The organism is Cellulosimicrobium sp. JZ28 (assembly GCF_015327065.1).
GTDB lineage: Bacteria > Actinomycetota > Actinomycetes > Actinomycetales > Cellulomonadaceae > Cellulosimicrobium > Cellulosimicrobium funkei.
Genome location: NZ_CP017660.1, coordinates 2,775,182 through 2,799,178, shown reverse-complemented (window position 1 = coordinate 2,799,178; position 23,997 = coordinate 2,775,182). Strand labels below are relative to the sequence as shown.

The window sequence follows — 23,997 nt, the reverse complement described above, 5'->3', positions numbered from 1 at the left end:
GTGCCCTCACCGTCGCCGTCACTCGGCCGGGGCGGCGTCCGCGGCCGGCGTCTCGCGCGCCGGGATCGCGTTGTCGCGCGCGACCTGGGCGTACCAGGCGCCGCTCGCCTTGACGGTGCGCTCCTGCGTCTCGTAGTCGACGCGGACGATGCCGAAGCGCTTCGTGTAGCCGAGCGCCCACTCGAAGTTGTCCATGAGCGACCACGCGAAGTAGCCGCGCACGTCCGCCCCCGCGTCGATCGCGTCGCGCGTCGCGCGCAGGTGCGCGTCGAGGAACTCGAGCCGGTCCTGGTCGTCGACCGAGCCGTCCGGGCCCACCTGGTCCGGGTAGGCGGCGCCGTTCTCGGTGATGTACATCGCGACGCCGCGCGGGCCGGTGAAGTCGCGCTGCAGGCGCGTGAGGAGGCGCGTCAGCCCCTCGGGCTGGACCTCCCAGCCCATGTCCGTGCGCGGCAGGCCGCGCGAGTGGGCGTGCACGCCGTCCGCGGCGGGGTAGGGGGACGACGTCGGGCGCACCGGCGCGGCGTCGGCCTCCTCGTCGCGGACGCCCTCGGGGCGCGTGCCCCCGCCGCCGTCGCTCCCGGTGCCGGGCGCCGTCGTCTGCGGGCGGGCCGAGACCGCCCCGCCGTTGTAGTAGTTGACCCCGAGCGTGTCGATCGGGGTGGAGATGATCTCGAGGTCCCCGTCCTTGACGTGGTCGAGCAGACCGTAGGGCGCGACGTCCTCGAGGACGTCGGCCGGGTACTCGCCGTGGAAGACGGGGTCGAGGAAGATCCGGTTGAACTGGCCGTCGATCCGGCGCGCGGCGTCGACGTCGGCCGGGTCCTGCGGGTCGACCGGGTCGGACACCGTGAAGTTCAGCGTGAGCCCGAGGTTCGCCTCCGGCGCGCGCTCGCGCAGCGCCTGGACCGCGAGGCCGTGCCCGAGCAGCAGGTGGTGCGCGGCCGCGAGGCCGTCCTCGCGCGACTGCCGGCCGGGCGCGTGCACGCCCGCGGTGTAGCCGAGGAACGCGGAGCACCACGGCTCGTTGAGCGTCGTCCACACGCCGACGCGGTCGCCCAGCGCCTCGTGCATCGTCACCGCGTACTCGGCGAAGAGGTACGCCGTGTCGCGCGACGTCCAGCCGCCCTTCTCCTCGAGCGCCTGGGGGAGGTCCCAGTGGTAGAGCGTGAGCCACGGCAGGACGTCCGCGGCGAGCAGCTCGTCCACGAGGCGGTCGTAGAACGCGAGCCCGGCGGGGTTGACCGCGCCGCCGTCGGGGCGCACGCGGGCCCACGACGTCGAGAACCGGTACGTCCCCAGGTTGAGGTCGCGCAGGAGCGCGACGTCCTCGCGGTACCGGTGGTAGTGGTCGCACGCGACCATGCCGTCGTCACCGTTCACGACGGCGCCCGGCACGCGGGCGAACGCGTCCCACACGGAGTCCGTGCGCCCGTCGGTGTGCCCCGCGCCCTCGATCTGGAACGCGGCCGTCGCGGCGCCCCAGAGGAAGCCCGGGGGCATCTCGACGCGTCCGGTCGCGGTCGCCGGGTTCGGGGGAGGGGCGCGGACGGGACGAAGCTGGTCATGGTCGATTGTCCTTCGAGAAGTCGCGGGATGGCACGCGGGCGGGCCGGTCGGGCCCGCCCGCGCGACGGTCGGCGCGCAGCACGGACCGCGCCCACCGGGTGGTGGGCGGGTCGTGCGGCGCGGGGCGCCGGGCGTCAGCCCTTGACGGCGCCCTGCATGATGCCCGCCACGAGCTGGCGGCCGGTGAAGATGAAGATGACGATGAGCGGCAGCGTGACGAGGAAGATCCCGGCCATGACGAGCGAGTAGTCGACGAAGAAGTTCGACTGCAGGGACCGCACCACGAGCGGCAGCGTCGGGTTGTTCTGGTTCAGCACGATGGACGGCCAGAAGAAGTTCGTCCACTGCTGCACGAACGTGAACAGGCCCAGCATCGCGGCGGCCGGGCGGGCCGCCGGCAGCGCGATGGACCAGAACGTGCGGATCATGGACGCGCCGTCGACCCGGGCCGCCTCGATGAGCTCGTACGGGAGCGCCTCGCCGAGGTACTGCGTCATCCAGAAGACGCCGAACGCCGTGACGAGCGCGGGGACGATGACGGCCTGGAGCTTGCCGATCCACCCGAGGTCCGACATGAGGATGTACATCGGGATGACGCCGAGCTGCGTGGGCACCGCCATCGTCGCGATGACGAACACGAGCAGCGGGCCGCGGCCGCGGAACCGGAGCTTCGCGAACGAGAAGCCGGCGAGCGTCGAGAACAGCACGACCGAGAGGGACGTGAGCACCGCGACGACCACGGAGTTCCAGGCGGCCTTCCAGAAGTTGATCGCGTCCGAGCTCATGACGTCGGCGAACCGGTCGAACAGGCTCGCGTCGGGCAGGAGCTGGGGCAGCGCGCTGCGCGAGATCTCCTCGGGCGTCGAGGAGCCGAGGATCAGCGTGAAGTACAGCGGGAACACCGAGATCAGCAGGACGATCCCGAGGATGGTGTACGTGACCCAGCGCGGGCGGCGCTGCGTGCCGCCGACGTTCTTCCCGGCGCTCCGGCGGCGGGACACGGCGCGGGCCGCGCCCGGGCCGGCGGTCTGGGCGATGACGGGGACGGAGCTCATCGCTTCCTCCGGTCGGTCGGGCTGGCTGCGGTCGGGACGGACGCCTCGGTCCCCGCGGCGGAACGCTGCGCGGACATGGCGTCCTCGGCGCGCAGGCGCTTGCGCGCCTCCTGGCGGCGACGCACCCAGCGTGGCGGGCGCGGCTGCGCGTTCGACGTGGCGATCCGCCGGGTGACGAGGAAGTTGACGATGCCCACGAGGATGATGAGCAGGAACAGCAGCCACGCGACGGCGGCCGCACGGCCGAAGTTCTTCTGGTTGCCCCACGCGACGTCGTAGAGGTAGAGCACGGTCGTCATCCACTGCCGGTCGGCGCCGCCGAGACCCTGCGCGTCGAACATGCGCGGCTCGTCGAAGATCTGCAGGCCGCCGATCGTCGACGTGATGACGACGAAGATGATCGTGGCGCGGATCTGGGGGACGGTCACGGAGAAGAACTGGCGCACGCGCCCGGCGCCGTCGATGATCGCGGCCTCGTAGAGCTCGCGCGGCACGGCCTGCATCGCGGCGAGGAAGATCAGCGCGTTGTAGCCGGTCCAGCGGAAGTTCACCATCGACGCGATGGCGACGTGGCTCGCGAGGGCGTCGGCGTGCCAGCGGATCGGGTCGACGCCGACGAGGCCGAGCAGCTCGTTGATGAGCCCGTACTGGTCGGCGAACAGGCGGCCGAAGATCATCGAGACCGCGACGGGCGCGACGACGTACGGCAGCAGGACGCCCATGCGCCAGAACGTCGCGGCGCGCAGGTTCTGGTCGAGCAGGGCCGCGATCGCGATCGCGGCGATGACCTGCGGCACGGACGAGAGCACGAAGATCGAGACGGTGTTGCGCAGGGACTTCCAGAACGTCGGCTGCGCGAGGACGTCCGTGTAGTTCTGGAGACCGACGAAGTCGCCCTGGCCGCCGAGCAGGTTCCAGTCGTAGACCGACACCACGGCGGTATACACGAGCGGGAAGAGTCCCGTGATCGCGAACAGGATGAAGAAGGGCGAGATGTAGAGGTAGGGCGAGACCTTGACGTCCCAGCGGCTGAGGCGCTGGGAGAAGCCGACGCGGCGCGGCGTGCGCGGCGGCGGCCCGCTGAGCCCCGGCGAGGGCTGGGTGGGCGTGAGGACGGCCATGTGGGATTCCTGGGCTGCTCGGTGGCGCTGGGTGGCTGCGGGTGCGGGGCGTCGTCCGCGGGCGGACGCGCGCGGGGCCGGGGGCGGCAGGTCGTGCCGCCCCCGGCCCCGTCAGGTCACAGTCCCAGGTCCTGGAAGGACTGGAGCGTCTTCTGCCACGAGGAGGCGGCGTCGTCCGTCTTCTCGACGTCCACGCGCTTGATGCCGTCCTGGACGGTCGTGTGGATCGAGAAGTAGTTCGCGCCCTTGAACGGCGCGCTGTCGATCGCGAGCGCACGGTTGACGAAGATCGTGCCGACCGGGGCGTCGTTGAAGAAGTCGTTCGTGAAGGACTGCACGGCGTCGGACTCCTGCGCCTCGAGCTGCGACGGGAACGTGCCCGCGTTCTCGAAGGCCGTCGTCTGCTGCGCCGGGTCGGTCAGCCACGCGGCGAGCTCCTTGGCCGCCTCGGCGTTCGGGCCGGAGGCCGGCACCGTGAGGAACGAGCCGCCCCAGTTGAGGCCGCCGCCGGGGAAGACGTCCGCGACGTTCCAGCCGGTGACGCCGCCCGAGCGCTCCTCGACCGGGCCGGTCATCCACGCGGGGCAGATCATCGTCGCGAAGCCGTCGTTCTGGAACGCGGCGTCCCAGTCGCCCGACCACTGCTCGAGGCCGGCGGAGAGCTCGTTCGTCGTCGACTGCTCGAGCACCGTGTCGTAGATGTCGATGATCGGCTGGTTGGACGCGAGGTCCTTGGGCGTGCCGTCGGACTCCTCGTAGGCGTTGTCGATCTGGTTGACCATCGCCTGCGAGATGGACATCGCGGAGTCGTACCAGGCCGCGTCGCTCGCGGCGACGAAGGTCTTGCCCGCGGCGAAGTAGTCGTCCCACGTGGCGTCCTCGCCACCGAGGAGCTCCGCCACACCGGCCGGGTCGCTCGGGAGGCCCGCGGCCTCGAAGAGGTCCTGGCGGTAGCAGATCGCGCTCGGGCCGATGTCGGTGCCGTAGCCGATGAGCTTGCCGTCGGTCGTCGTCGCCTGCTGGACCTTCCAGTCCACCCAGCGGCCGTCGAGCGACGAGTCGGTGAGGTCGGTGAAGAGGTCGGGGTACTGCATGAGCTCCGGGAGCCAGTCGACCTCGATGGCCTCGATGTCCGCGAGGCCCTCGCCGCCGGCGGCGAGCTTCGTGGTGAGGTTGGTCCGCGCGTCCTCGGACTTGGCGGCCTTCGTCTGCTTGACGGTGACGTTCGGGTGCTCCGCGGTGTACGCGGCGAGGAGCTCGTCCGTGTAGCCGAAGTCGTTGAACGTCGCGACGGTGAGCGTGATCTTGTCTCCGTCGCCGGAGCCCGTCGCGTCGTCGTCCGAGCCGGAGCCGCTCGAGCACGCGGTCAGGGTGAGGGTGATGGCCGCGAGGCCTGCGACGGCGGCGATCGCCTTGCGGGGCCGGCGGGTCGTACGGGTGCTGCTCAGCACGGTGACTCCCTTGTCGGTGGGGCGGGTCGTGGCAGCGCTCCCACCTCCAATGTGGTAGCGCTTCCACACAACGGCCTGATCGTGCGTTCCCGCCCGAACCCGTGTCAAGCCTGGGTCGGGTCCGCACGGGTGTGGTCGCGCTCCCACCCAGGTATCGCCGCAGGTCAGGGCGTTACGGCGACCTACCAGTTGGTCGGGTTCTGTGGAAATCGTTACCGGTTCGAGACCGGTCGCCGGGCCGGCGTCGCCGGGTCGCCGATCAGGTCGGGCCGGGCGCCGCTCGGTCGGTGGTCAGCGCGACAGCCACGCGAGACCGGCGGACTCCTCCGCGGCGAGCGCCGTCCGCACGGCCTCGGCCGCGGCCTGCTCGATCGCCCCGCCGAAGAGCGGCACGTTGGCCTTGACCTCGCCGTCGTAGCGCTCGACCGTGCCGTCCCCCTCCGGGGAGAGCGTCACGGTGCCCGTGAGGCGCACCGGTGCGCCCGTGATCTCGAGCGACACCGTGCCCGACCGCTCGCCGTCCCGCTCCGGCTCCCAGGCCTCCGCCTGCCGGATCTCGAGACGACCCCCGACGAACGAGCGGACGTGCGCCGGGATCTGGTCCGTGGGCAGCGTCCGCCGCACCGTGACGGTGAACCCCTCGTCCGGCCCGCCGGTGACGTCCACCTGCTCGACGTGGGCGCCCTCGCCGCCCGAGCGGGCGGCGCGCCAGCGGACGAACTCCTCGTCCGCGAGCATCGCCCCGACGGCGTGGACGGGGGCGGGGTAGCGGAGCTCGACGCTCAGGTGCACGGGACCTCCTCGGGCCCTGCGCCGGCCCGTGACGGGCCGGCCGACGGGACGGCTGACGGTTCGGGCGACCGCGCACGCGGGCGCTGAGGGGACTCTACCGGTCGCGCCCCTCTACGCTGGGGTCCGTGTCTGCCATGAGTGACCTCATCTCCCGCCACGCCGACCTCAGCCCGGCGGACAACGAGTGGTTGCACCTGCTCGTGGGCGACTGGCAGGTGATCTCCGACCTCGCGTTCGCCGACCTCGTGCTGTGGCTGCCCACGAGCGACGGCAACTTCGTCGCCGTCTCCCAGTGCCGGCCGTCGACGGGCGCGACCGTCCACTACGACGACATCGTCGGGTCGTTCGCCCCGGAGGGCCAGCGCCCGCAGCTCGAGCGCGCGCTCACCGAGGTGCGGTCGCAGCGCTCGCGCGAGCCGCGCTGGTTCGGCGCGTACGCCGTGCGCGAGGAGGCCATCCCGGTGCTGCACTCCGGGAAGGCGATCGCCGTCGTCGCGCGGCAGACCAACCTCGGGAGCGGGCGCACGCCCAGCCGCCTCGAGCTCAACTACGTCGAGGCCGCGGACGACCTCATCGCGATGATCTCGCGCGGGGAGTTCCCCTTCCCGAACGCCGCCACCGGGCCGCGTCGCGGCGCGCCGCGCGTCGGCGACGGCCTCATCCGGCTGAACTCCGAGGGCGAGGTCCTCTACGCGAGCCCCAACGCGCTGAGCTGCTTCCACCGTCTGGGGGTCATCGGGCCGCTCGTCGGGCGGTCGCTCGCCGAGGTGACGGCCGACCTCATCGAGCACCAGACCCCCGTGGACGAGTCGCTCCCGCTCGTCGTCATGGGCCGCGCGCCCTGGCGCACCGAGATCGAGGCGCAGCGCGTCGCGCTGTCGCTGCGCGCGCTCCCGCTCACCGAGTCCGGCCAGCGCATCGGCGCCGTCCTGCTGTGCCGCGACGTCTCGGAGCTGCGCCGCCGGGAGCGCGAGCTCATCACCAAGGACGCGACGATCCGCGAGATCCACCACCGTGTGAAGAACAACCTCCAGACCGTCGCGGCGCTCCTGCGGCTCCAGGCCCGGCGCATGGACGTCCCCGAGGCGCGCGCCGCGCTGGAGGAGGCGATGCGCCGCGTCGCGACGATCGCGCTCGTGCACGAGAGCCTGTCGCAGACGCTCGACGAGGAGGTGGAGTTCGACGACATGGTCGGTCGCGCGCTGCGCCTCGCGGCCGACGTCGCCTCCGCCGACACGAGCGTGCGCACCGTCCGCACGGGGAGCTTCGGGCTCGTGCCCGCGGAGGACGCGACCCCCCTCGCGCTCATCCTCACCGAGCTCGTCACGAACGCCGTCGAGCACGGCCTCGCGAAGCAGGAGACCGGCACGGTCGAGGTCGCGGTCGAGCGCGACGGCTCGGCCCTGCGGATCGTCGTGGCGGACGACGGGGTCGGCATGCCCGACGGCGACGTCGCGCGAGCGGGCAAGGCGGCCAAGAGCGGACTGGGCTCGCAGATCGTGCAGACCCTCGTGACGAACGAGCTCGGCGGCACCATCGAGTGGTCGCCGCGGCCCGGCGGGGGCACCCAGGTCGTGCTCGCGCTCGTGCTGCGCGACGGCAACCGCCAGGGCTGACCACCGCCGCACGACGACGGGCCGCCACCCCGGAGGGTGACGGCCCGTCGTGCTGCTCGACGCCCGGAGGCGGAGCGGCGTGTCGTGTCAGCCGGCGCGGCGTGCGCGCGCGGTGCGGCGCTTGAGGGCGCGACGCTCGTCCTCGGAGAGACCGCCCCAGACGCCGGCGTCCTGGCCGGACTCGATGGCCCACTTGAGGCACGTGTCGACGACGTCGCAGCGGCGGCAGACGGCCTTCGCCTCCTCGATCTGGAGGAGCGCAGGGCCGGTGTTCCCGATGGGGAAGAACAGCTCGGGGTCTTCGTCGAGGCAGGCTGCGCGGTGGCGCCAGTCCATGTTCGTCGTCTCCTTCGGGCAGAGGGGAGCCTGGTCGCGAGGTGATGACTCGTCGCTGGGCGACCCGGCAGGGGGCTGCCCGGGCCAAGGGCTCGAGGCGGGGGGTGATTGATGCTTGAACCAGGTTCACACCTCGTGAAGCACAGCACAAGGGGTTACGAGAAAGTTTCCGTCGCATGAATCGTGAGGCCTTCGTCACACGGGTGTGAAGCCGCAGGTCGGCGCGTACGCTGGGTGATCGTGCCCTCCCGCGAGCCCTCCGGAACCCCGCCCGAGCCCCGCCCGACGCCCCCGGGACCGTCCTCCGACGGGGGGTCGCGGCCGCCCGCGCTGACGGCGCTCGTCGCCGGGGTCGGCATCGAGATCGCCGCGCTCGCGGTGGGCGCCGTGCTGATCCTCGTCGAGCTCCTCCGCGGTGGTTCGCAGTCGTTCGGGGTGAGCGTCTTCCTCGTCGTCTTCGCCCTCGGCGTGGGGGCCGTGCTCGCCGCGAGCGTGCGCGGGCTGCTGCGCGGGCAGCGCTGGGCGCGGTCGCCCGTCGCGACCTGGCAGATCCTCCAGGGGGTCGTCGCGGTCAGCTCGCTCCAGGTGGGCGTGACCCCGTGGGTCGTCGTGGCGCTCGTGCTCGCCGTCGTGGTGCTCGTCCTCCTCATGCTGCGTCCCGTCGTCGAGGCGACCACGCGCGACGTCCGCCCGGCCGCCTGACTCCCGGCGCGCTGCTCGATTCCGGCGCGCACGCCTGCGGCCCCGACCGGGTCGCCTGACGGTCCCGCGGGACCGGCCCTGCCCCCGCCGTGGCCGACGCTGCGCCGGGCGTGGCTCTTGCCCGTCACGCGCGGGCGGCCTGGAGCGGCGCCAGCCGCGCGCCCTGGACCAGCACCCCTCGGCCCGGTCGGGGTCGGCCGGGTTCGGCGAGCCACTCCAGCCCGTGCCCGAACACCTCGGCGCTCCCGCGTTCCCGCGGCGCGAGGACGATCCCGCTGCGCGCCCCGCGCAGGTCCGCGAGCGGACCGCGCAACGCCGAGGCCGCGGCGCCCGTCGACGCCGACGCGAGCAGCACGAGCCCGTCGCGGCACAGCGCCGCGAGCCGGTCGGCCTCCAGCACGCAGAGCTGGGTCAGCACGTCCAGGTCGTCGACCACCACGACCCCCGGCGCCGCCGCCCTGCTCGGGAACGTCGCAGCGCTCTGACCTGCCTCCAGCGTGTCGAGGAGGCGCGCGACGTCCGCGGGCGTGTACCGCCGCACGACGATCGCGCCGTCCCGGTTCCCGTTCCCGCTCTGGTTGCCGTTGCTGCTGCCGCTCGCTCGCCAGTCGGTCGTGCCGCTCCCGTCCCGGTTGCCATGGCTGTTGCTGCTCGCCCTCCCATCTTTCGTGCCGTTCCCGTTCCCGCTCCTGGTCCGGCCGGTGGTGCGCGCGGTGCGCCCGGGGGCAGGCATCGCCGCGCTCGCCAGCACGTGGTCGCGGCTCACGACCGCGCGGAGCGAACCGGTGGCGGCCGCGTGCCGGGCGAGCAGCGCGAGCGTGCTCGTGCGGCCGCTCCCGGGCGGCCCGACGACGAGCGCGCCCCGCGCAACGTCCATCCACAGCGTCCGGCCGTCGTCGCCGCCCCGGCCGACCGCGACGGCCGCGACGGCACGGCTGGCCGCGACGTCCGCGGTGTCTGCGACGGCACGGTCGACCGCGCCGTCCGCGGCGCATGGACCGACCGGGCCGCAGGTGGGTCCCGGGCTGGGCGCGACGTCCGTGTCGTCACCGTCATCCGAGGCGACCGCAGGGCCGGGGTCCGTCACGACGACGGCGGGGCCCGGGTCGACACCGCCCGGCGCGTGCCCGGCCACGTCGAGATCGGCGGAGTCGACGTCGTCGGGCAGGGGGTGCAGCCGGAAGGCGCCCCGGCGGGGTGGCGCCGGGCGCCCTGATCGTCCTCGCGCGACGGTCGGTGGCAGCACGACCTGGCACATGAGCGGGTCGCCCGGCCCGAGCCACACCGCCCGGCCGGGCGGTCCGCCCTGCCCGGCGAGCGCTGCTGGCACGCCCAGCGACACGTCGTCGTGGCGGTCGCGCGAGGCCAGCACCGCTCTGACGCCGACGAGCGACGCCAGGCCGCCGACCGTCGGCCCGCTCGCGCTCATGGCGACCGCCGTGGGGGAGTCGGCGAGCACGTCCGCGAGGGCGTCGGCACCGGCCCCGCCCGCGACGCCGGCGAGCACGCCGCGCACGGCCTCGACGTCGTCCACGAGGAGGAGGGTGCGTCCGGTCGTGCGGTCGAGCCCCGCGGGTCGGGACTGACCGTCGTCGTGACCGGCCAGGAGCCGGAGGAGGCGGACGACGCGGCGCGGGTCGCTCCGGTCCACGACCGTGCCGGTGCCGGGGTACGCCGCGAGGTCCGCGAGCCCCGGCCCGATCGCGTGGACCGCCCAGCCGCGGTCGAGCGCGGCCAGCCCGACGGTGCGCAGGGCCGTGGTGCGGCCCGACCGGGGCCGGCCCTGGACCGCGAGATGACCGTCGCGCGGGTCCCAGCGGACCACCGTGCGGCGCTGCAGGGCCGGCAGGTCACCGAGTGCGACGGGCAGCGCGCGGTCGTCGGAGCGCACCGCCTCGCCGTCGACCCTGGCGATCCCGTCGATCCCGTCGACCCTGGCGAGCTCGTCGGGTCCGACGCGGGTGGGGAGGGCGGGTAGCCATGGCGCGGGGTGGGGGCGCAGTCCCGAGCGCGCCGCGACCTCGCGTGCTGCCGCGACGAGGAGCGGCAGGTGGTCGTCCGCGGACCCGGGCGCGGGCCCGTCCGGGCTGCGGTGCCGGCCCCACGGGTCGGCGAGCCGCACGCTGACCTCCGGCAGGGCGAGCGGCCCGCCGGCTCGTGCGCACTGCACGGCCACCGGTGGCTCGGCGCCGCGGCGCAAGATCAGGCGCCCGGGCGTCGATGCCGGGACGCGGGCCGCGTGCGGCGAGTCGACGACGTCGCGCGAGTCGGCGACGTCCACGACCCGGAGCGCGATCCGCAGCGTGACGTTCGCCCGCACGTCGGCGCTGACGGCGCCTGCGGGCCGCTGCGTCGCGAGGACCAGGTGCACGCCGAGCGACCGGCCCTGCGCGGCGACGCGCAGCAGCCCGGGCACGAGGTCGGGCAGGTCGTCGGCGAGCGCGCGGAACTCGTCCACCACGACCACGAGCCGCGCGAGCCGTCCCCGGGGGAGAGCGTCGATGCTCGCGACGTCCGCCGCGGCGAGGATCCGCTCGCGCCGGTGCAGCTCGGCCCGGAGCCCGGCCAGCGCCCGTCCCGCGAGCCCCGGGTCGAGGTCGGTCACCTGGCCCACGACGTGCGGCAGCCGGCCGCACGCCCCGAAGCTCGCGCCACCCTTGAAGTCGACGAGCGCGAACGACAGCTCGTCGGGCGAGCGTCCGAGCGCGAGCCCGGCGACCAGGGACTGCAGGAGCTCGGACTTCCCGGCCCCCGTCGTGCCGGCGACGAGCACGTGCGGCCCCTCGCGGACGAGGTCGACGGCGACCGGCGCACCCCCGGTCCCGGCGCCGAGCACGGTCCGCAGGCCGAGCCCGTCCCGGCGGGCCGCGTCCTGCCAGCGCTCGGCGACCCACGTCGCGAGCCGGTCCGGCGCTCGCGGCGCGCCCAGCAGAGGACCGAGCGCGACCGCCGACGGCAGCGACCGCGCCGTGGGGTCGCCCGGGTCCGGCTCGCCCGCACGGTCCCCGTCCCCGGTGCCCAGCCGGCCGAGGTGCTCGGCCGCGGCGAGCCGCCGCGCGAGGCCGAGCGCCCACCCGGCGCTCACGCCGACGTGCTCGCGCGGCGCCCGGGCTCCGTCGGGACCCGTGACGACGGCGACGGCTCCGGTGACGTCGACGAGCGTCCGGCACCACGCCGGGACCTGCGCCCGGTCCCCGAGCACCAGCAGCACGTCCGTGCCCGCGGGTGCGCACCGCTCCCACGCCCGGGCGAGCTCGCCCGCAGGCACCGGGCCGTCGACGACGACGAGGCCGGCCGGGTCGGCGGCGGCCACGGCGTCGAGCGTCCGGACGGCGCGGGCGTGCGGCAGCCAGCGGCACCACGACCACGCGGGCGCGTCCTGCGCCGCGGGCCGCACCGTCAGTGGCGCCCCCGACGCGAGCACCTCCACGAGCAGGGCCCGGGCCGCGGCGAGCGCGACGTCCCGGGGCCCGACGACGGCCACGCACCCGTCCGGCAGCCGGACCCGCGACGGGCTCGTCCCACCCGACGCCGCGAGCGGCGCCCCGCCACCGGTCGCGCCCACGGACCCGCCGGACGTCGTGCCGACGGTCGTTCCCGGCGCCGCCCCTGACGACCCGGCGTGCGCCGGGAGAGCGCTCGCCGCCCCCGCCCCCGCTGCCCCCGCCCCCGCCAGGTCGACACCTGGGGCGAGCCGGGCGATCGTCGCCCAGATCAGGACGTCGGCGGGCCGGGGGTGCAGCGGGTCCACCGGCACGGTGCCGGGGGCGGCCCCGACGTCCGGCGGGGCCCCGGGCGGTGCCGCGCGCTGCGCGACGCGGCGGCGGCGCGCCTCGGCGATCGCGGGGCCGAGGACCGCGAGCGGCCCGACGAGCGCGAGCAGCGCGAGGAGCGGCTGGCGCAGCGCCACCGCGAGCCCGATCGACGCGACGGCCGGCACGAGCGCGGTCGCGAGCTGCGCCGTCCCGAGGCGGCCGGCCTCGACGGGACGGTCCGGACCCACGGCCGGACCGGACCGCGGACCGTGCACGAGCGCGGGCCGCGCGCGCAGGGCGTAGGCGCCGTCGGGCGTCACCAGCGCGCGGCCGTCGCGCCAGCGCACCGCGCGCCACGAGCCCACCCGCCGACCTGCCCGGGCCGGGCGCGCACGGAGGAGGGCCGCGTCGTCGGGCACCCTGCGCGTGCCGCGGGGCACGCGCACCCGCACCCGGGACCCGCGCCGCGTGGTGCGCCAGCGGACGTCGAGCCGGTCGACGCGGGTGCGTCCCCGGTCGCCGTGCCCGACGGCGACGAGCCGCCCGGCGTCCGGGCCGCCCAGGACCGCGACGTGCCGGGGCGCCGCGAGCACGTCCTCCGGCACGGGCCCGGCGTCGCGGCACCGGGGGGCCGACCCCGCCCGCACGACCGTGACCGTCGCCCCGGGGAGCAGCGGGCGCGAGCCGCAGCGCTGGTCGTCGTCGACGGGGACGCCGTCCACGGCCAGCGGCGCCGTGCGCAGCTCGGGACGGCACCCGAGGTCGGCGAGTGCGGGTCGCGCGTCGCCGAGGCGCGTGCCCGCGGCGAGCAGGACGTCCGTGCCCGGGTGGATCGTCACGCGCACCCACGCCCCGCCGTCGGTCCCGGGCGCGGGCGTGCTGCCCGGCGGTGCACCGGGAGCGAGGGGCGGGGCGGGGGAGAGCACCCGGCGATCGTGCCCGACGGCGGTCCGCACCGGCCGCGCACGACCGCGCCCCTGTGGACGGGGGTCCGTCCACAGGGGCGCGCGTCGGCCGACGGCCGGTGGGGCGTCTCGCTCAGTCCACGGCGAGCGCCGCGACGGGCGACGTCCGGGCCGCGGTGCGGCCGGGGACGACGGAGGCGACGAGCCCCGCGACGAGCGCGACCACGAGCACGAGCGCGATGTCGCGCCACGGCACGGCGAGCGACACGTCGCCCATGACGCTCAGCGCCGTGGCCGCTCCGGCCCACCCGTAGAGGACGCCCAGCACGATCCCGAGGACCGCCCCGACGCCCGCGATGAGCATGCCCTCGATCGCGAGCATCCAGCGCAGCTGGGAGCGGCTGAGGCCGATCGCCCGGAGCGTCGCGGACTCGCGTCGCCGCTCGATGACCGAGAGCGACAGCGTGTTCGCCACGCCGATGAGCGCGATGACGACCGCGACCGCGAGCAGCCCGACGATGACCCCGAGGATCGTGTCGATGACGCTCTGCATCGCCGCCCGCTCGACGGCGATCCCGGCGACCTCCACGGGCGTGTCCGACTCCACGACGGCGTCCTGGATCGCGGGGACCACCTGTGCGGCGGCGCCGGTGTCGTCGAGGCCGACCCACAGCCGGGACATGAGGCTCGTCGGGTCGACGGCGCGCGCGTCGTCGACGGTGAGCAGCCCGCCGGAGCCGATCCCCCCGGTGCGAACCGTCACGTCGAGCGTCTCGCCCGTCGGGCCCGTGAGCTCGGCGGTCTCGCCGTCCGCGAGGCCGTAGTTCTCCGCCTCGCCCTCCGAGAGGAGGAGCGTCCCGGGACCGAAGGCCGCGAGGTCGTCCGGCGTCCGCACCACGGAGCGCGCGGCGTCGGGGTCGGCCCCGTGGAACGACGTCTCGGTGCCGTCCGGCATGGTCACCGTCGCGGCGTACAGCTCGACGACGCGGGACACGCCCTCGGTGCCGGACACGGCGCGCACGACGTCGGACGGCACGGGCTCACCGGTCGACCCGTACGCGTCCGTCGCGACCATGACGTCGACGGGGTACTGGTCGTCGAGCGCCGCGTCGAGCGAGGTGCGGGCGCTCGCGGCGCCGGTCGACATCATCGCGACGAGCGTGACGCCGATGAGCAGCGCGGTGCTCGTCGCGGTGGTGCGGCGCGGGTTGCGCAGCGTGTTCGCGGTGGCGAGGCGCGCCGTCGACCCGGTGCCCGCGAGCAGGCGGCCGACGAACGACACGACGGCGGGCAGCCAGTAGACCGCTCCGACGAGGACGCCCACGAACGACAGCGCGCCGCCGACGACCCCGGCGAGGAGCCCGATCTCGGGCTTGTCGGTGAGCCCGAGCCAGATCCCGCCCGCGAGGACGGCGACGCCGCCCAGCGTGAGCAGGGACGCGACGACGAGCCGCGCGCGGCCGCCCCCGCGCAGGATGCTCGGCGCGTCGGCCGGGCGCAGCGCCTCGAGCGGGGCGACGCGGGTCGCGGCGCGGGCGGGCGCGAGCGACGCGACGACCGTCACGAGCGTGCCGACCACGAGCGGCACGAGCACCACCACGGGCGTGACCGTGATGGTCGCGGGGACCGGGACGCCCAGGTCGGCGCCGCGCGCGACGAGCAGCGCGATCTGCGTGAGCAGGCCGCCCAGGACGATGCCGGCGAGCGACGACACGATGCCGAGGATCGTCGCCTCGGTGAGCACGGACCGGGCGAGCTGCGCCTTGTTCGCGCCGACCGCCCGCAGGAGCGCGAGGGTGCGCGTGCGCTGCGCGACGAGGACCTGGAACGTGTTCGCGATGACGAGCGCGGCGACGAGCAGCGCGACGGCGGCGAACGAGAGGATGACGTACGTGAAGACGTCCTGGTCGCCGGTCATCTTCCGCGCCTGCTCCTGCGCGTGCTCGTCCGGCGTGACGGCCTTCGCCCCGTCCGGCGAGGCAGCCACGAGCTCGGCGCGCGCCGTCTCGAGGTCCGTGCCGGGCGCGAGGGCCACCATCGCCGACGAGTAGGTGCGGGCCGGGTCGTCGGGCGTAGCCTGCGCGGCCTCCCAGGCGGCGACGTCCTCGGCCGGGACGACGACGGCGCCGCCCATCTGGGCGTACGCGCCGTACGGGTCGTCGGTCGTCCCGACGACGGTCAGCTTGTCGTGGACCTCCGTGTAGTCGCCGCCGTCGGGCGCGGTCTCGTCCCACACGTTGCGCGAGCTCGTGACGGTGTCGCCGATCCCGACGCCGAGGCGCTCGGCCACGGCGGTGGGCAGCGAGACCTGGCCCGACGCGGTGGGCATCGAGCCCTCGACGACCTCGAGCGCCTCGAAGCGCGGGTCGGACGGCGCCGGGACGCCGAGCTGGAACACGCGCTTCGCGCCGTGCGAGAGGTCGAGGTAGGTGAACGACGTGGCGTCGACGGCCTCGACGCCGGGCACGGAGCGCAGGGCCTCGACGTCGGGCGCGGTGAGGTCGTCCGGGGCGGACACGACGAGGTCGGCGTCCGCGTACTGCGCGGCGATCGAGTCGTTCGTGGTCTGGGTGATGACGTTGCCCGCGATGAGCGTCGCCGTGACGAAGGCCGTCCCGATGACGATCGCGACGCCGGCCGCGACGAGGCGGCCGATGCTGCGGCGCATCTGCGCCAGGGTGAGCCGGAACATCAGGCGCGCACCGCCTGCGACGCCGTCGGGGCGGGACCGTCGGTGCCGGCGTCGAGCGTGCGGAGCGCGTCGAGCCCCGCGAGCACCGACTCGGGCGTCGGGTCGGTGATGTCGCCCGCGATGCGCCCGTCGGCGATGAGCACGACGCGGTCCGCGTACGCCGCGGCCGTCGGGTCGTGCGTGACCATGATGATGGTGCGGCCGAGCTCGCGCACCGAGCGGCGCAGGAAGCTCAGCACCTCCGCGCCCGAGCGCGAGTCGAGGTTGCCCGTCGGCTCGTCGGCGAACACGACCTCCGGGCCGGCGATGAGGGCGCGCGCGATGGCGACGCGCTGCTGCTGCCCGCCGGACAGCTCGCTCGGGCGGTGGCTCAGGCGCGCCTCGAGGCCGAGCGTGCGCACGAGCGTCTCGAACCACGCACGGTCGACCTTCCCGCCCGCGAGCTCCACGGGGAGCGTGATGTTCTGCTCCGCCGTGAACATCGGCAGAAGGTTGAACGACTGGAACACGAAGCCCACGCGGTCGCGCCGCAGCTGCGTGAGCGCGTTGTCGTTGAGGCCCGTGACCTCGGTGTCCCCGATGAAGGCGTGCCCGCTCGTCGCGGTGTCGAGGCCCGCGAGCAGGTGCATGAGCGTCGACTTGCCCGAGCCCGACGGCCCCATGATGGCCGTGAAGTGTCCGCGCTCGAAGTCCACGTCGACGCCGTCGAGCGCGTGCACCGCCGCCTCGCCCGTGCCGTAGGTCTTGCGCAGCGTGCGGGCCCGCACCGCGGGCGGGCCGGCGGGGGCCGGGTCGGTGGGTCGGTACACGGTCGTGTCCACGTCGTCTCCTGGTTCGTCGTGCCGCACGCGGACCGGTGGTCGCGGGCGTGCGTCGGGATCGTGGACGACGCTACGGAGCAGGCCCGGCCCGCCGCGTCCGGCGACGGTCGGGTCATGGCCGCGGGCCGGGTCATCCTCTGGTCGTAGGAGTGCCCCGCCCAGGGTGGACACGACGACGCCCCACCGGTCGGGGACCGGTGGGGCGCGGGCGGAGCAGGTCAGGCGCCGGGGCGCACGAGCCCCGTCTCGTAGGCCGTCACGACGGCCTGCACGCGGTCGCGCGCACCGAGCTTGGCGAGGATGCGCCCGACGTGCGTCTTGACCGTCGCCTCGGCGACGAACAGGTCGCTCGCGATCTCGGTGTTGGAGCGGCCGCGCGCCATGAGCACGAGCACCTCGCGCTCGCGCTCGGTGAGGCCCTCGACGGCGGCGTGCGCGGGCGAGTCCTGGACCTGCTCGGCGGGCAGCGCCGTCACGAGGTGCTCGAGCAGGCGCCGCGTGGACGACGGCGCGATGACCGCGTCGCCACGGTGCACCGTGCGGATCGCGGCCAGCATCTCCTCGGGCGGCGCGTCCTTGAGCAGGAAGCCGCTCGCGCCCGAGCGGATGGCCTCGAGCACGTACTCGTCGAGGTCGAACGTCGTGAGGACGATGACCTTGGGGGCGTGCGCGCCGTCGGCCGCCGCCGCGGTGAGGCGGGCCGTCGTCTGGAGCCCGTCGAGGTGCGGCATGCGCACGTCCATGAGCACGACGTCGACCGGGTGGTCCGCGAGCAGGCGCAGCGCCTGGAGCCCGTCGCCCGCCTCGACGGCGACCGTGAGGTCGGGCTGGGAGTCGATCACCATGCGGAAGCCCGCGCGCACGAGCTGCTGGTCGTCGACGAGCGCGATGCGCACGGGGGCGTGCGGCTCGGTGGCGTACGCGTCACCGGGCACGGGGAGGGCGTCGGTCATGGTGTCCTGTCGGTCGGTCCGGTCGGAGGGCTCGCGCGCGGGTCAGGGGGGCGGCGGGGGCGGGGCGAACAGGCCCGGCGCCGGTCCCGTGGCCGTCCTGCCCGGTCCCATCCTGCCCGACGGTCCCGACCTGCCCGGCAGCGCGGGCCCCGACGGCACGGGGCCAGACGGCGCGGGGCCCGGCGGCACAGGTCCCGACGGCGCGGGGCCGGGCGGCGCGGGCGAGCGACCGGGGACCGGCGGCACGGGCAGGCGCAGGTGCACGCGGAACCCGCCGCCCGCGCGCGGCCCCACCTGGACGGACCCGCCGAAGAGCGCGGCCCGCTCGCGCATGCCGAGCACCCCGTAGCCGCCGGAGCGGGCGTCCTGCCGGGCCTCCGCCGCGCTGGAGGCGCCCCGGCCGTCGTCCTCGATCTCGAGGTCGAGGGTCGTGGCGCCCCACCGCACGACGACCGTGACCTCCGGGTCCGGTCCCGCGTGCTTGAGGACGTTGGTGAGCGCCTCCTGGCAGACGCGGTAGACCGTGAGCCCGGCCCCGGGCGGCAGGGTGCGCGCCTCGCCCACGCGCACGAACGACACGCGCATCCCGCTGTCGCGCACCTGGGCGACGAGGCTCTCGAGGTCGGCGGCGTCAGGCTGCGGCGCGCGCTCGAGGGCGGCCGGCGGGGGGTTCCCCGGGAGCTGCTGCGTGGCCGCACCGGGTCCGGACGGCGAGCCCGGGCCGGGGACGCCGCCGCGCCCCGCGGGCAGCGCCAGGGTGCCCGCGGGCCCGACGGCGGCCCCCGGCGCGGGCGGGCGCGGCGGCTCGGACCGCAGCACGCCGAGCAGACGGCGCATGTCGGCCAGGGCGGTGCGGCCCGTCTCCGAGACGGTCGCGAGCGCGCGGGCCGCGGCGTCGGGGTCGTTGGCGGCGGCGTACCGGCCGCCGTCGGCCTGGGCGATGATGACGGACAGCGAGTGGGCCACGATGTCGTGCATCTCGCGGGCGATGCGCGCCCGCTCGGCGGCGGTCGCGATCTGGGCCTGCTGGTCGCGCTCGACCTCGAGGCGCTCGGCGCGGTCGACGAGCGCGGCGATCGTCTCGCGCCGGGACCGCCGCACGAGGCCGAACGCCCAGACGGCGAGGAACGTCATCCCGCCGAACGCGGACGTGAGGAACACCATGAGCGCGAGGTCGGTGAGCCGGCCCGACAGCAGCCCGAGCGCGACGCCCAGGACCACCGCGCCGACGAGCGAGGCGACGATCGCGGTGCGGTGCGCCCAGCGCGGCCCGTAGACCGTGACCGAGTAGAGCGCGACGAGCACGGCGAAGTCGGCGGGGAAGATGAGGAGGTAGCCCGCGAGCAGGTGCACGAGCGCGACCGAGTACACCGTGACCGCCGACGCGAGCGGGTGCGAGCGTCGCCAGGGGAGCGGCGCGAGGAGCAGCACGGCCCAGAACGCAGCCCAGCCGCCGCTCGTGCTGACGCCGCTCGCGCCGGACGCGGAGAACGCCGCCGACGCGGGCACGAACACCACCGCGAGGACGAGCGTGACGGTGAGGTCCACACCGAAGCGGTGCTCGTCGGACCACTGCCCGAGGCGCTCGTACCAACCCATGCGTCCAGCCTAGGCAGCGGGCGGTCGCGCGGCGTCCGACCAGGGTCGCAGAGTTCACCGGGCACGATGGGACCGAAGTCGTACTGATGCCCTAGCATGAGCGAATGACCCACGTACTGCTAGCGGAGGACGACCCGGCGATTGCCGAACCTTTGGCGCGCGCACTGACACGTGAGGGTTACAACGTCGTCGTCCAAGGAACTGGTCAAGGGGCGATCGACTCGGCCAGCGGTGCGGACATCGTGGTGCTCGATCTGGGCCTTCCGGACATGGACGGCCTCGACGTCGCACGCGAGATCCGTCACAAGGGCCTGACCACGCCCGTGCTCGTGCTCACCGCGCGCGCCGACGAGGTCGACCTCGTCGTGGGGCTCGACGCGGGCGCCGACGACTACGTCACCAAGCCGTTCCGCCTCGCGGAGCTCCTCGCCCGGGTCCGGGCGCTCCTGCGGCGCTCGCACGGCGAGCAGGTCGACGAGGAGGAGCTCGCGGCGCAGGACGTCCGCATCGACGTCTCCGCGCACCGGGCGTTCCAGGGCGAGCGCGAGCTCCACCTGACCACCAAGGAGTTCGAGCTGCTGCGCGTGCTCGTCGCGAGCGCGGGCTCGGTCGTCGTCCGCGACGCCCTGATGCGCGACGTGTGGGGCTCGGAGCCCGTCGGCTCGACCAAGACGCTCGACATGCACGTGTCGTGGCTGCGCCGCAAGCTCGGTGACGACGCCAACGCGCCGCGCTACATCTCGACCGTCCGGGGCCTCGGCTTCCGCTTCGAGACCGGCGAGAGCTGACCGTCCCCTGACGGGACGAGGGACACGGGGAGCGAGGAGCAGCGTGCGGCGTCGGATGCTGCAGGCGACGGTGGCGGCCGTGGCCGTCGCCGTGATCCTCCTCGGGTTCCCCCTCGCCTTCTACGGCGCCCGGTTCGTGCTCCAGGGCGAGGTCGACGACGTCTCCTCCCGCGTGGAGCGCCTCTCCCGGTCCATCGACGCGCGCCTCGCGGCGGGCGACGAGATCCCCGACTACGTCATCGAGGACGCGGTCCAGCCGCGCGCGAGCGACCCGCCGGCGCACGTCTACGTCGCGCTGCCCGACGGCACGGTGCTCACGGCGGGCGACGAGGTCACCGGCCGCGAGATCGAGCAGCCCCTGCACTCCGACTCCGGCGCGCTGGTGACCCTCACCGTCTCCTACTGGGACGCCTATCTCCAGGCCGCGCAGGTCGTGCTGCTCGTCGTGGCCGCGGCGATCGTCGCGTTCGCCGCGGGCATCGGGATGGCGGTGTGGCAGGCGAACCGCATCGCCGCGCCGCTCGTGTACCTCGCGGCGTCGGCGGAGCAGCTCGGCTCGGGGCAGGTGCGCCCACGGCTCGAACCCTCGGGCGTCGAGGAGATCGATCTCGTCGCCGCCGAGCTCGCGCGCAGCTCCGACCGGCTCGCGGGCCGGCTCGCCGCGGAGCGCCAGTTCGCGGCCGACGCGTCGCACCAGCTCCGCACGCCCCTCACGGCCCTGAGCATGCGGCTCGAGGAGATCTCGCTCGCCTCCGACGATCCGGCGGTCCAGGAGGAGGCGCGCATCTCCCTCGAGCAGGTCGAGCGCCTCGTCGGCGTCGTCGACGACCTCCTCGCGTCGTCCCGGCGCGCGCAGGGCGGGACGACGGAGGCGGTCAGCCTGCTCGACGTCGTGCACCAGCAGGAGGAGGAGTGGGTGCCGACGTTCGCGAAGGCGGGGCGCCGCCTCGTCGTCGACGTGCCCCCCGAGTACCAGGTGCTCGCGACGCCCGGTGCGCTCGCGCAGGTCCTGGCCACGCTCATCGAGAACTCCCTCAAGCACGGCGGCGGCACGACGACCGTCCGCGCGCGCCCGTCCGGCACGAGCGGCGCCATCGTCACCGAGGTGTCCGACGAGGGCGCGGGCGTCCCCGACGACCTCGCGCCGCGCATCTTCGAGCGCGAGGTCACCTCGGGCGCGGGGACCGGTCTCGGCCTCGCGCTCGCCCGGGACCTCGCCGCGTCCGACGGCGGTCGCCTGGAGCTCGCGCAGCGTCGGCCCGCGGTCTTCGCGCTCTTCCTCGCGGGGGTGCCGCGACGCCTCGACCCGCGCGTCGTGCTGCCGACCGGGACGGCGGTCGCGGCCGGCGGCCGGCGTCGGCGCCGACGCGGCTGACACGTCCGGGACGCGCGCGGCTCAGTCGGCCCGCACGTCCGCAGGGGGGCGCGTCGCGCCGTCCGCGGTCTTCGCCGGGGTCGCGGCGTCCGGGCGGTCTCCCGTGAAGACGAGGTGGCGGTACGCCACGTAGCGGAACGCCGTGCCCAGGGCGAGCCCCACGACGTTCGCCGAGATGTTCTTGGCGAGCGGCGACGTCAGCCCGAGCGCGTACGTCGAGATCGCGAGGCACCCCACCGCGATGAGCATGCCGCCCACGTTGACGACGACGAACGCGGCGAGCTCCCGCCCGCGCGACTGCGTGCGCCGGTCCGAGAACGTCCAGTACCGGTTGCCGACCCACGCCACGAGCGTCGCGACGGCGACGGAGACGATCTTCGCGGTGAGCGGCTTGTGCCCGAGCAGCTCGCCCGGGCCGAAGCTGAGCAGGTTGAACAGGCCGAGGTCGACGACGTACGCGAGCGCGCCGACCGACCCGAACTTCGCGAGCTCGCGGACCCGCGCCAGCACGCGCTCGCGGCGCGACCCGGACGTCGCGGACGTCTCCGCTCGCCGGTCCAGGTCGCTCACCACCCCTCGAGGCTACCGGCCGGTCCTGGGCCCCGCCCGGGTGCCGTCCGCCGTCCGTCCGACGGGCGGTCGGGGGAGGGCCGCCCCGCGGCCAGGCACTAGGGTGGGTGCACGTGGCAGCCCCAGTGATCGCCGTGGTCGGCGGAGGACAGCTCGCACGCATGATGGCCCCCGCGGCCGGAGAGCTCGGCGTGCACCTGCGCGTGCTCGTGGAGGCCGCGGACTCGTCCGCGGCCCAGGTCGTCGTGGACGCGCCCGTCGGCGTCGCGTCCGACGAGGCGGCGGTCCGCTCCCTCATCGCCCCCGCGGGCGCCGCCCCGGCGGACGTCCTGACGTTCGAGCACGAGCACGTCCCGAACGCGCTGCTCACCGACCTGCTCGAGCACGGCACGCCCGTGCGTCCGGGCCCGGACGCGCTCGTCCACGCCCAGGACAAGATCGTCATGCGCCGCCGGCTCACCGAGCTCGGCGTGCCGTGCCCGCGCTGGGCCGCGCTCCCCACGGACCCGGCCGCGGCCCGGGCCGCGCTCACCGACTTCCTCGCCGAGGTCGGGGGCGAGGCCGTGGTGAAGACGGCGCGCGGCGGGTACGACGGCAAGGGCGTCCGCGTGGTCTCGGCCGCGGAAGGCGGCCCCGAGCAGGTGGCGGAGTGGATCGAGGCCGCCGCGACGGACGGCCCCGAGCTCCTCGTCGAGGAGAAGGTGCCGTTCACGCGCGAGCTCGCCGTGCTCGTCGCCCGGCGCCCGGGCGGCGGCGCGGACGGGCGGGGCGAGGTGCGTACCTGGCCCGTCGTGGAGTCGATCCAGCGCGACGGCGTGTGCGCCGAGGTGATCGCGCCCGCGCCCGGCCTCACCGACGCCGAGGCGGAGCGCGCACGCGACGCCGCCGTGCGGATCGCGGAGGGGCTCGGCGTCACGGGGGTGCTCGCGGTCGAGATGTTCGAGGTCGCGGGGGAGGAGGGCCCGCGCGTGCTGGTCAACGAGCTCGCGATGCGCCCCCACAACTCCGGCCACTGGACGATCGACGGCGCCGTGACGAGCCAGTTCGAGCAGCACCTGCGCGCCGTGCTCGACCTTCCGCTCGGCGACACCGCGTCGACCGCGCGCTGGACCGTGATGGCGAACGTCCTCGGCTCGACCCTCGACGAGCTCACCGACGCGCTGCCCGACGTCCTCGCCGCGTTCCCCGACGCCCGGGTGAACCTCTACGGCAAGGGCGTCCGCCCCGGGCGCAAGCTCGGCCACGTCAACGTGAGCGGCGACGACCTGGACGAGGTCCGACGTCGGGCGCTGGCCGCCGCCGCGACCCTGCGGGGCGAGCGCCCCGCGACTGACCCGAACGAGGAGCGCGCATGAGCCAGAACCCTGTCGTCGGCATCGTCATGGGGTCGGACTCCGACTGGCCCGTCATGGAGGCCGCCGCCGACGCGCTGGCCGAGTTCGACGTGCCCGTCGAGGTCGACGTCGTCTCCGCCCACCGCATGCCCGTCGAGATGATCGACTACGGCCGCACCGCCGCGGAGCGCGGCTTGCGCGTGATCGTCGCGGGCGCCGGGGGAGCGGCCCACCTGCCGGGCATGCTCGCCGCCGTCACGCCCCTGCCCGTCATCGGCGTCCCCGTGCCGCTGCGCCACCTCGACGGCATGGACTCGCTGCTGTCGATCGTCCAGATGCCCGCGGGCGTCCCCGTCGCGACGGTCTCAGTCGGCGGCGCGCGCAACGCGGGCCTGCTCGCCGCGCGCATCCTCGCCGCGGGCACCGACGACGACGCCGCGCGGCTGCGCGAGCGCATGGTCGCCTTCCAGGCGGACCTGGGAGACCAGGCGCGCGCGAAGGGCGCCCGGCTGCGCGCGTCGCGCGCCGGCGGGCAGCGCACCGGCTTCGGAGCCTGACCGACA

Annotated in this window: 18 protein-coding genes; 6 read left to right on the top strand and 12 right to left on the bottom strand. The window is 75.3% G+C overall.

The window, feature by feature from the left end:
* Nucleotides 1-18 precede the first annotated feature (18 nt).
* From BJP59_RS12605 to BJP59_RS12585, 5 genes are all read right to left on the bottom strand, one after another.
* Nucleotides 19-1,503, bottom strand: a complete 1,485-nt coding sequence (locus BJP59_RS12605; protein ID WP_194521091.1) for a glycoside hydrolase family 1 protein — start codon at nt 1,501-1,503, stop codon at nt 19-21.
* Nucleotides 1,504-1,703: 200 nt separating this feature from the next.
* Entirely contained in the window at nt 1,704-2,624 is a 921-nt protein-coding gene (locus BJP59_RS12600) for a carbohydrate ABC transporter permease (protein WP_194521090.1), read from the bottom strand.
* Nucleotides 2,621-3,745: a carbohydrate ABC transporter permease gene (locus BJP59_RS12595; protein WP_051027891.1), complete on the bottom strand. Its 1,125-nt coding sequence runs from the start codon at nt 3,743-3,745 to the stop codon at nt 2,621-2,623. The genes BJP59_RS12600 and BJP59_RS12595 overlap by 4 nt, the downstream gene beginning before the upstream one ends.
* Before the next feature lie 116 nt (nt 3,746-3,861).
* Nucleotides 3,862-5,196, bottom strand: coding sequence for an ABC transporter substrate-binding protein (locus BJP59_RS12590; protein WP_034651856.1), 1,335 nt, complete (start codon nt 5,194-5,196; stop codon nt 3,862-3,864).
* Nucleotides 5,197-5,487: 291 nt separating this feature from the next.
* Nucleotides 5,488-5,988, bottom strand: coding sequence for a DUF2505 domain-containing protein (locus BJP59_RS12585; protein ID WP_021481970.1), 501 nt, complete (start codon nt 5,986-5,988; stop codon nt 5,488-5,490).
* Between the two features lie 134 nt (nt 5,989-6,122).
* On the opposite strand from BJP59_RS12585, the gene BJP59_RS12580 reads away from it, so the two are divergent.
* On the top strand, nt 6,123-7,604 hold the full coding sequence (locus tag BJP59_RS12580; protein ID WP_021481971.1) for a sensor histidine kinase: 1,482 nt from the start codon (nt 6,123-6,125) through the stop codon (nt 7,602-7,604).
* 87 nt (nt 7,605-7,691) lie between these two features.
* Here the strand turns inward: BJP59_RS12580 and BJP59_RS12575 are convergent, their stop codons facing one another.
* The gene (locus BJP59_RS12575) at nt 7,692-7,940 is read right to left on the bottom strand and encodes a WhiB family transcriptional regulator (protein ID WP_021481972.1); all 249 of its coding nucleotides are present in this window, start codon (nt 7,938-7,940) and stop codon (nt 7,692-7,694) included.
* Between the two features lie 240 nt (nt 7,941-8,180).
* On the opposite strand from BJP59_RS12575, the gene BJP59_RS12570 reads away from it, so the two are divergent.
* A complete protein-coding gene (locus tag BJP59_RS12570; protein WP_228485038.1) occupies nt 8,181-8,642 on the top strand; it encodes a hypothetical protein in 462 nt (153 codons plus the stop codon).
* 124 nt (nt 8,643-8,766) lie between these two features.
* Here BJP59_RS12570 and BJP59_RS12565 read toward each other — a convergent pair whose 3' ends face one another.
* From BJP59_RS12565 to BJP59_RS12545, 5 genes are all read right to left on the bottom strand, one after another.
* The gene (locus BJP59_RS12565) at nt 8,767-13,323 is read right to left on the bottom strand and encodes an FtsK/SpoIIIE domain-containing protein (RefSeq protein ID WP_194521089.1); all 4,557 of its coding nucleotides are present in this window, start codon (nt 13,321-13,323) and stop codon (nt 8,767-8,769) included.
* Nucleotides 13,324-13,435: 112 nt separating this feature from the next.
* Nucleotides 13,436-15,994 (bottom strand): ABC transporter permease, encoded by a 2,559-nt coding sequence (locus BJP59_RS12560; RefSeq protein ID WP_194521088.1) that lies wholly within the window; start codon nt 15,992-15,994, stop codon nt 13,436-13,438.
* Nucleotides 15,994-16,815 carry an ABC transporter ATP-binding protein gene (locus BJP59_RS12555; protein ID WP_021482458.1) on the bottom strand — a complete coding sequence of 274 codons (822 nt, stop codon included), beginning with the start codon at nt 16,813-16,815 and terminating at the stop codon, nt 15,994-15,996. Before BJP59_RS12555 ends, BJP59_RS12560 begins: the two co-directional genes overlap by 1 nt.
* 218 nt (nt 16,816-17,033) lie before the next feature.
* Nucleotides 17,034-17,768 (bottom strand): response regulator, encoded by a 735-nt coding sequence (locus tag BJP59_RS12550; RefSeq protein ID WP_051876517.1) that lies wholly within the window; start codon nt 17,766-17,768, stop codon nt 17,034-17,036.
* A 42-nt stretch (nt 17,769-17,810) separates the two neighbouring features.
* Nucleotides 17,811-19,367, bottom strand: a complete 1,557-nt coding sequence (locus tag BJP59_RS12545; protein ID WP_194521087.1) for a sensor histidine kinase — start codon at nt 19,365-19,367, stop codon at nt 17,811-17,813.
* Nucleotides 19,368-19,471: 104 nt separating this feature from the next.
* On the opposite strand from BJP59_RS12545, the gene BJP59_RS12540 reads away from it, so the two are divergent.
* On the top strand, nt 19,472-20,155 hold the full coding sequence (locus BJP59_RS12540; RefSeq protein WP_031316534.1) for a response regulator transcription factor: 684 nt from the start codon (nt 19,472-19,474) through the stop codon (nt 20,153-20,155).
* 43 nt (nt 20,156-20,198) lie between these two features.
* Nucleotides 20,199-21,530 (top strand): ATP-binding protein, encoded by a 1,332-nt coding sequence (locus BJP59_RS12535; RefSeq protein ID WP_086150836.1) that lies wholly within the window; start codon nt 20,199-20,201, stop codon nt 21,528-21,530.
* A 21-nt stretch (nt 21,531-21,551) separates the two neighbouring features.
* Here the strand turns inward: BJP59_RS12535 and BJP59_RS12530 are convergent, their stop codons facing one another.
* The gene (locus BJP59_RS12530; protein WP_194521086.1) at nt 21,552-22,100 is read right to left on the bottom strand and encodes a GtrA family protein; all 549 of its coding nucleotides are present in this window, start codon (nt 22,098-22,100) and stop codon (nt 21,552-21,554) included.
* A gap of 113 nt (nt 22,101-22,213) precedes the next feature.
* Here BJP59_RS12530 and BJP59_RS12525 point away from each other — a divergent pair, with 113 nt between their 5' ends.
* Nucleotides 22,214-23,455 (top strand): 5-(carboxyamino)imidazole ribonucleotide synthase, encoded by a 1,242-nt coding sequence (locus BJP59_RS12525; RefSeq protein ID WP_194521085.1) that lies wholly within the window; start codon nt 22,214-22,216, stop codon nt 23,453-23,455.
* On the top strand, nt 23,452-23,991 hold the full coding sequence (gene purE, locus BJP59_RS12520; protein ID WP_074807746.1) for a 5-(carboxyamino)imidazole ribonucleotide mutase: 540 nt from the start codon (nt 23,452-23,454) through the stop codon (nt 23,989-23,991). The genes BJP59_RS12525 and purE overlap by 4 nt, the downstream gene beginning before the upstream one ends.
* Nucleotides 23,992-23,997 lie beyond the last annotated feature (6 nt).

Coding starts and splice junctions, on each gene's coding strand:
- BJP59_RS12595 (WP_051027891.1), bottom strand. CDS start 3,745: ATGGCCGTCCTCACGCCCACCCAGCCCTCGCCGGGGCTCAGCGGGCCG.
- BJP59_RS12545 (WP_194521087.1), bottom strand. CDS start 19,367: ATGGGTTGGTACGAGCGCCTCGGGCAGTGGTCCGACGAGCACCGCTTC.
- BJP59_RS12605 (WP_194521091.1), bottom strand. CDS start 1,503: ATGCCCCCGGGCTTCCTCTGGGGCGCCGCGACGGCCGCGTTCCAGATC.
- purE (WP_074807746.1), top strand. CDS start 23,452: ATGAGCCAGAACCCTGTCGTCGGCATCGTCATGGGGTCGGACTCCGAC.
- BJP59_RS12600 (WP_194521090.1), bottom strand. CDS start 2,624: ATGAGCTCCGTCCCCGTCATCGCCCAGACCGCCGGCCCGGGCGCGGCC.
- BJP59_RS12550 (WP_051876517.1), bottom strand. CDS start 17,768: ATGACCGACGCCCTCCCCGTGCCCGGTGACGCGTACGCCACCGAGCCG.
- BJP59_RS12560 (WP_194521088.1), bottom strand. CDS start 15,994: ATGTTCCGGCTCACCCTGGCGCAGATGCGCCGCAGCATCGGCCGCCTC.
- BJP59_RS12540 (WP_031316534.1), top strand. CDS start 19,472: ATGACCCACGTACTGCTAGCGGAGGACGACCCGGCGATTGCCGAACCT.
- BJP59_RS12575 (WP_021481972.1), bottom strand. CDS start 7,940: ATGGACTGGCGCCACCGCGCAGCCTGCCTCGACGAAGACCCCGAGCTG.
- BJP59_RS12580 (WP_021481971.1), top strand. CDS start 6,123: ATGAGTGACCTCATCTCCCGCCACGCCGACCTCAGCCCGGCGGACAAC.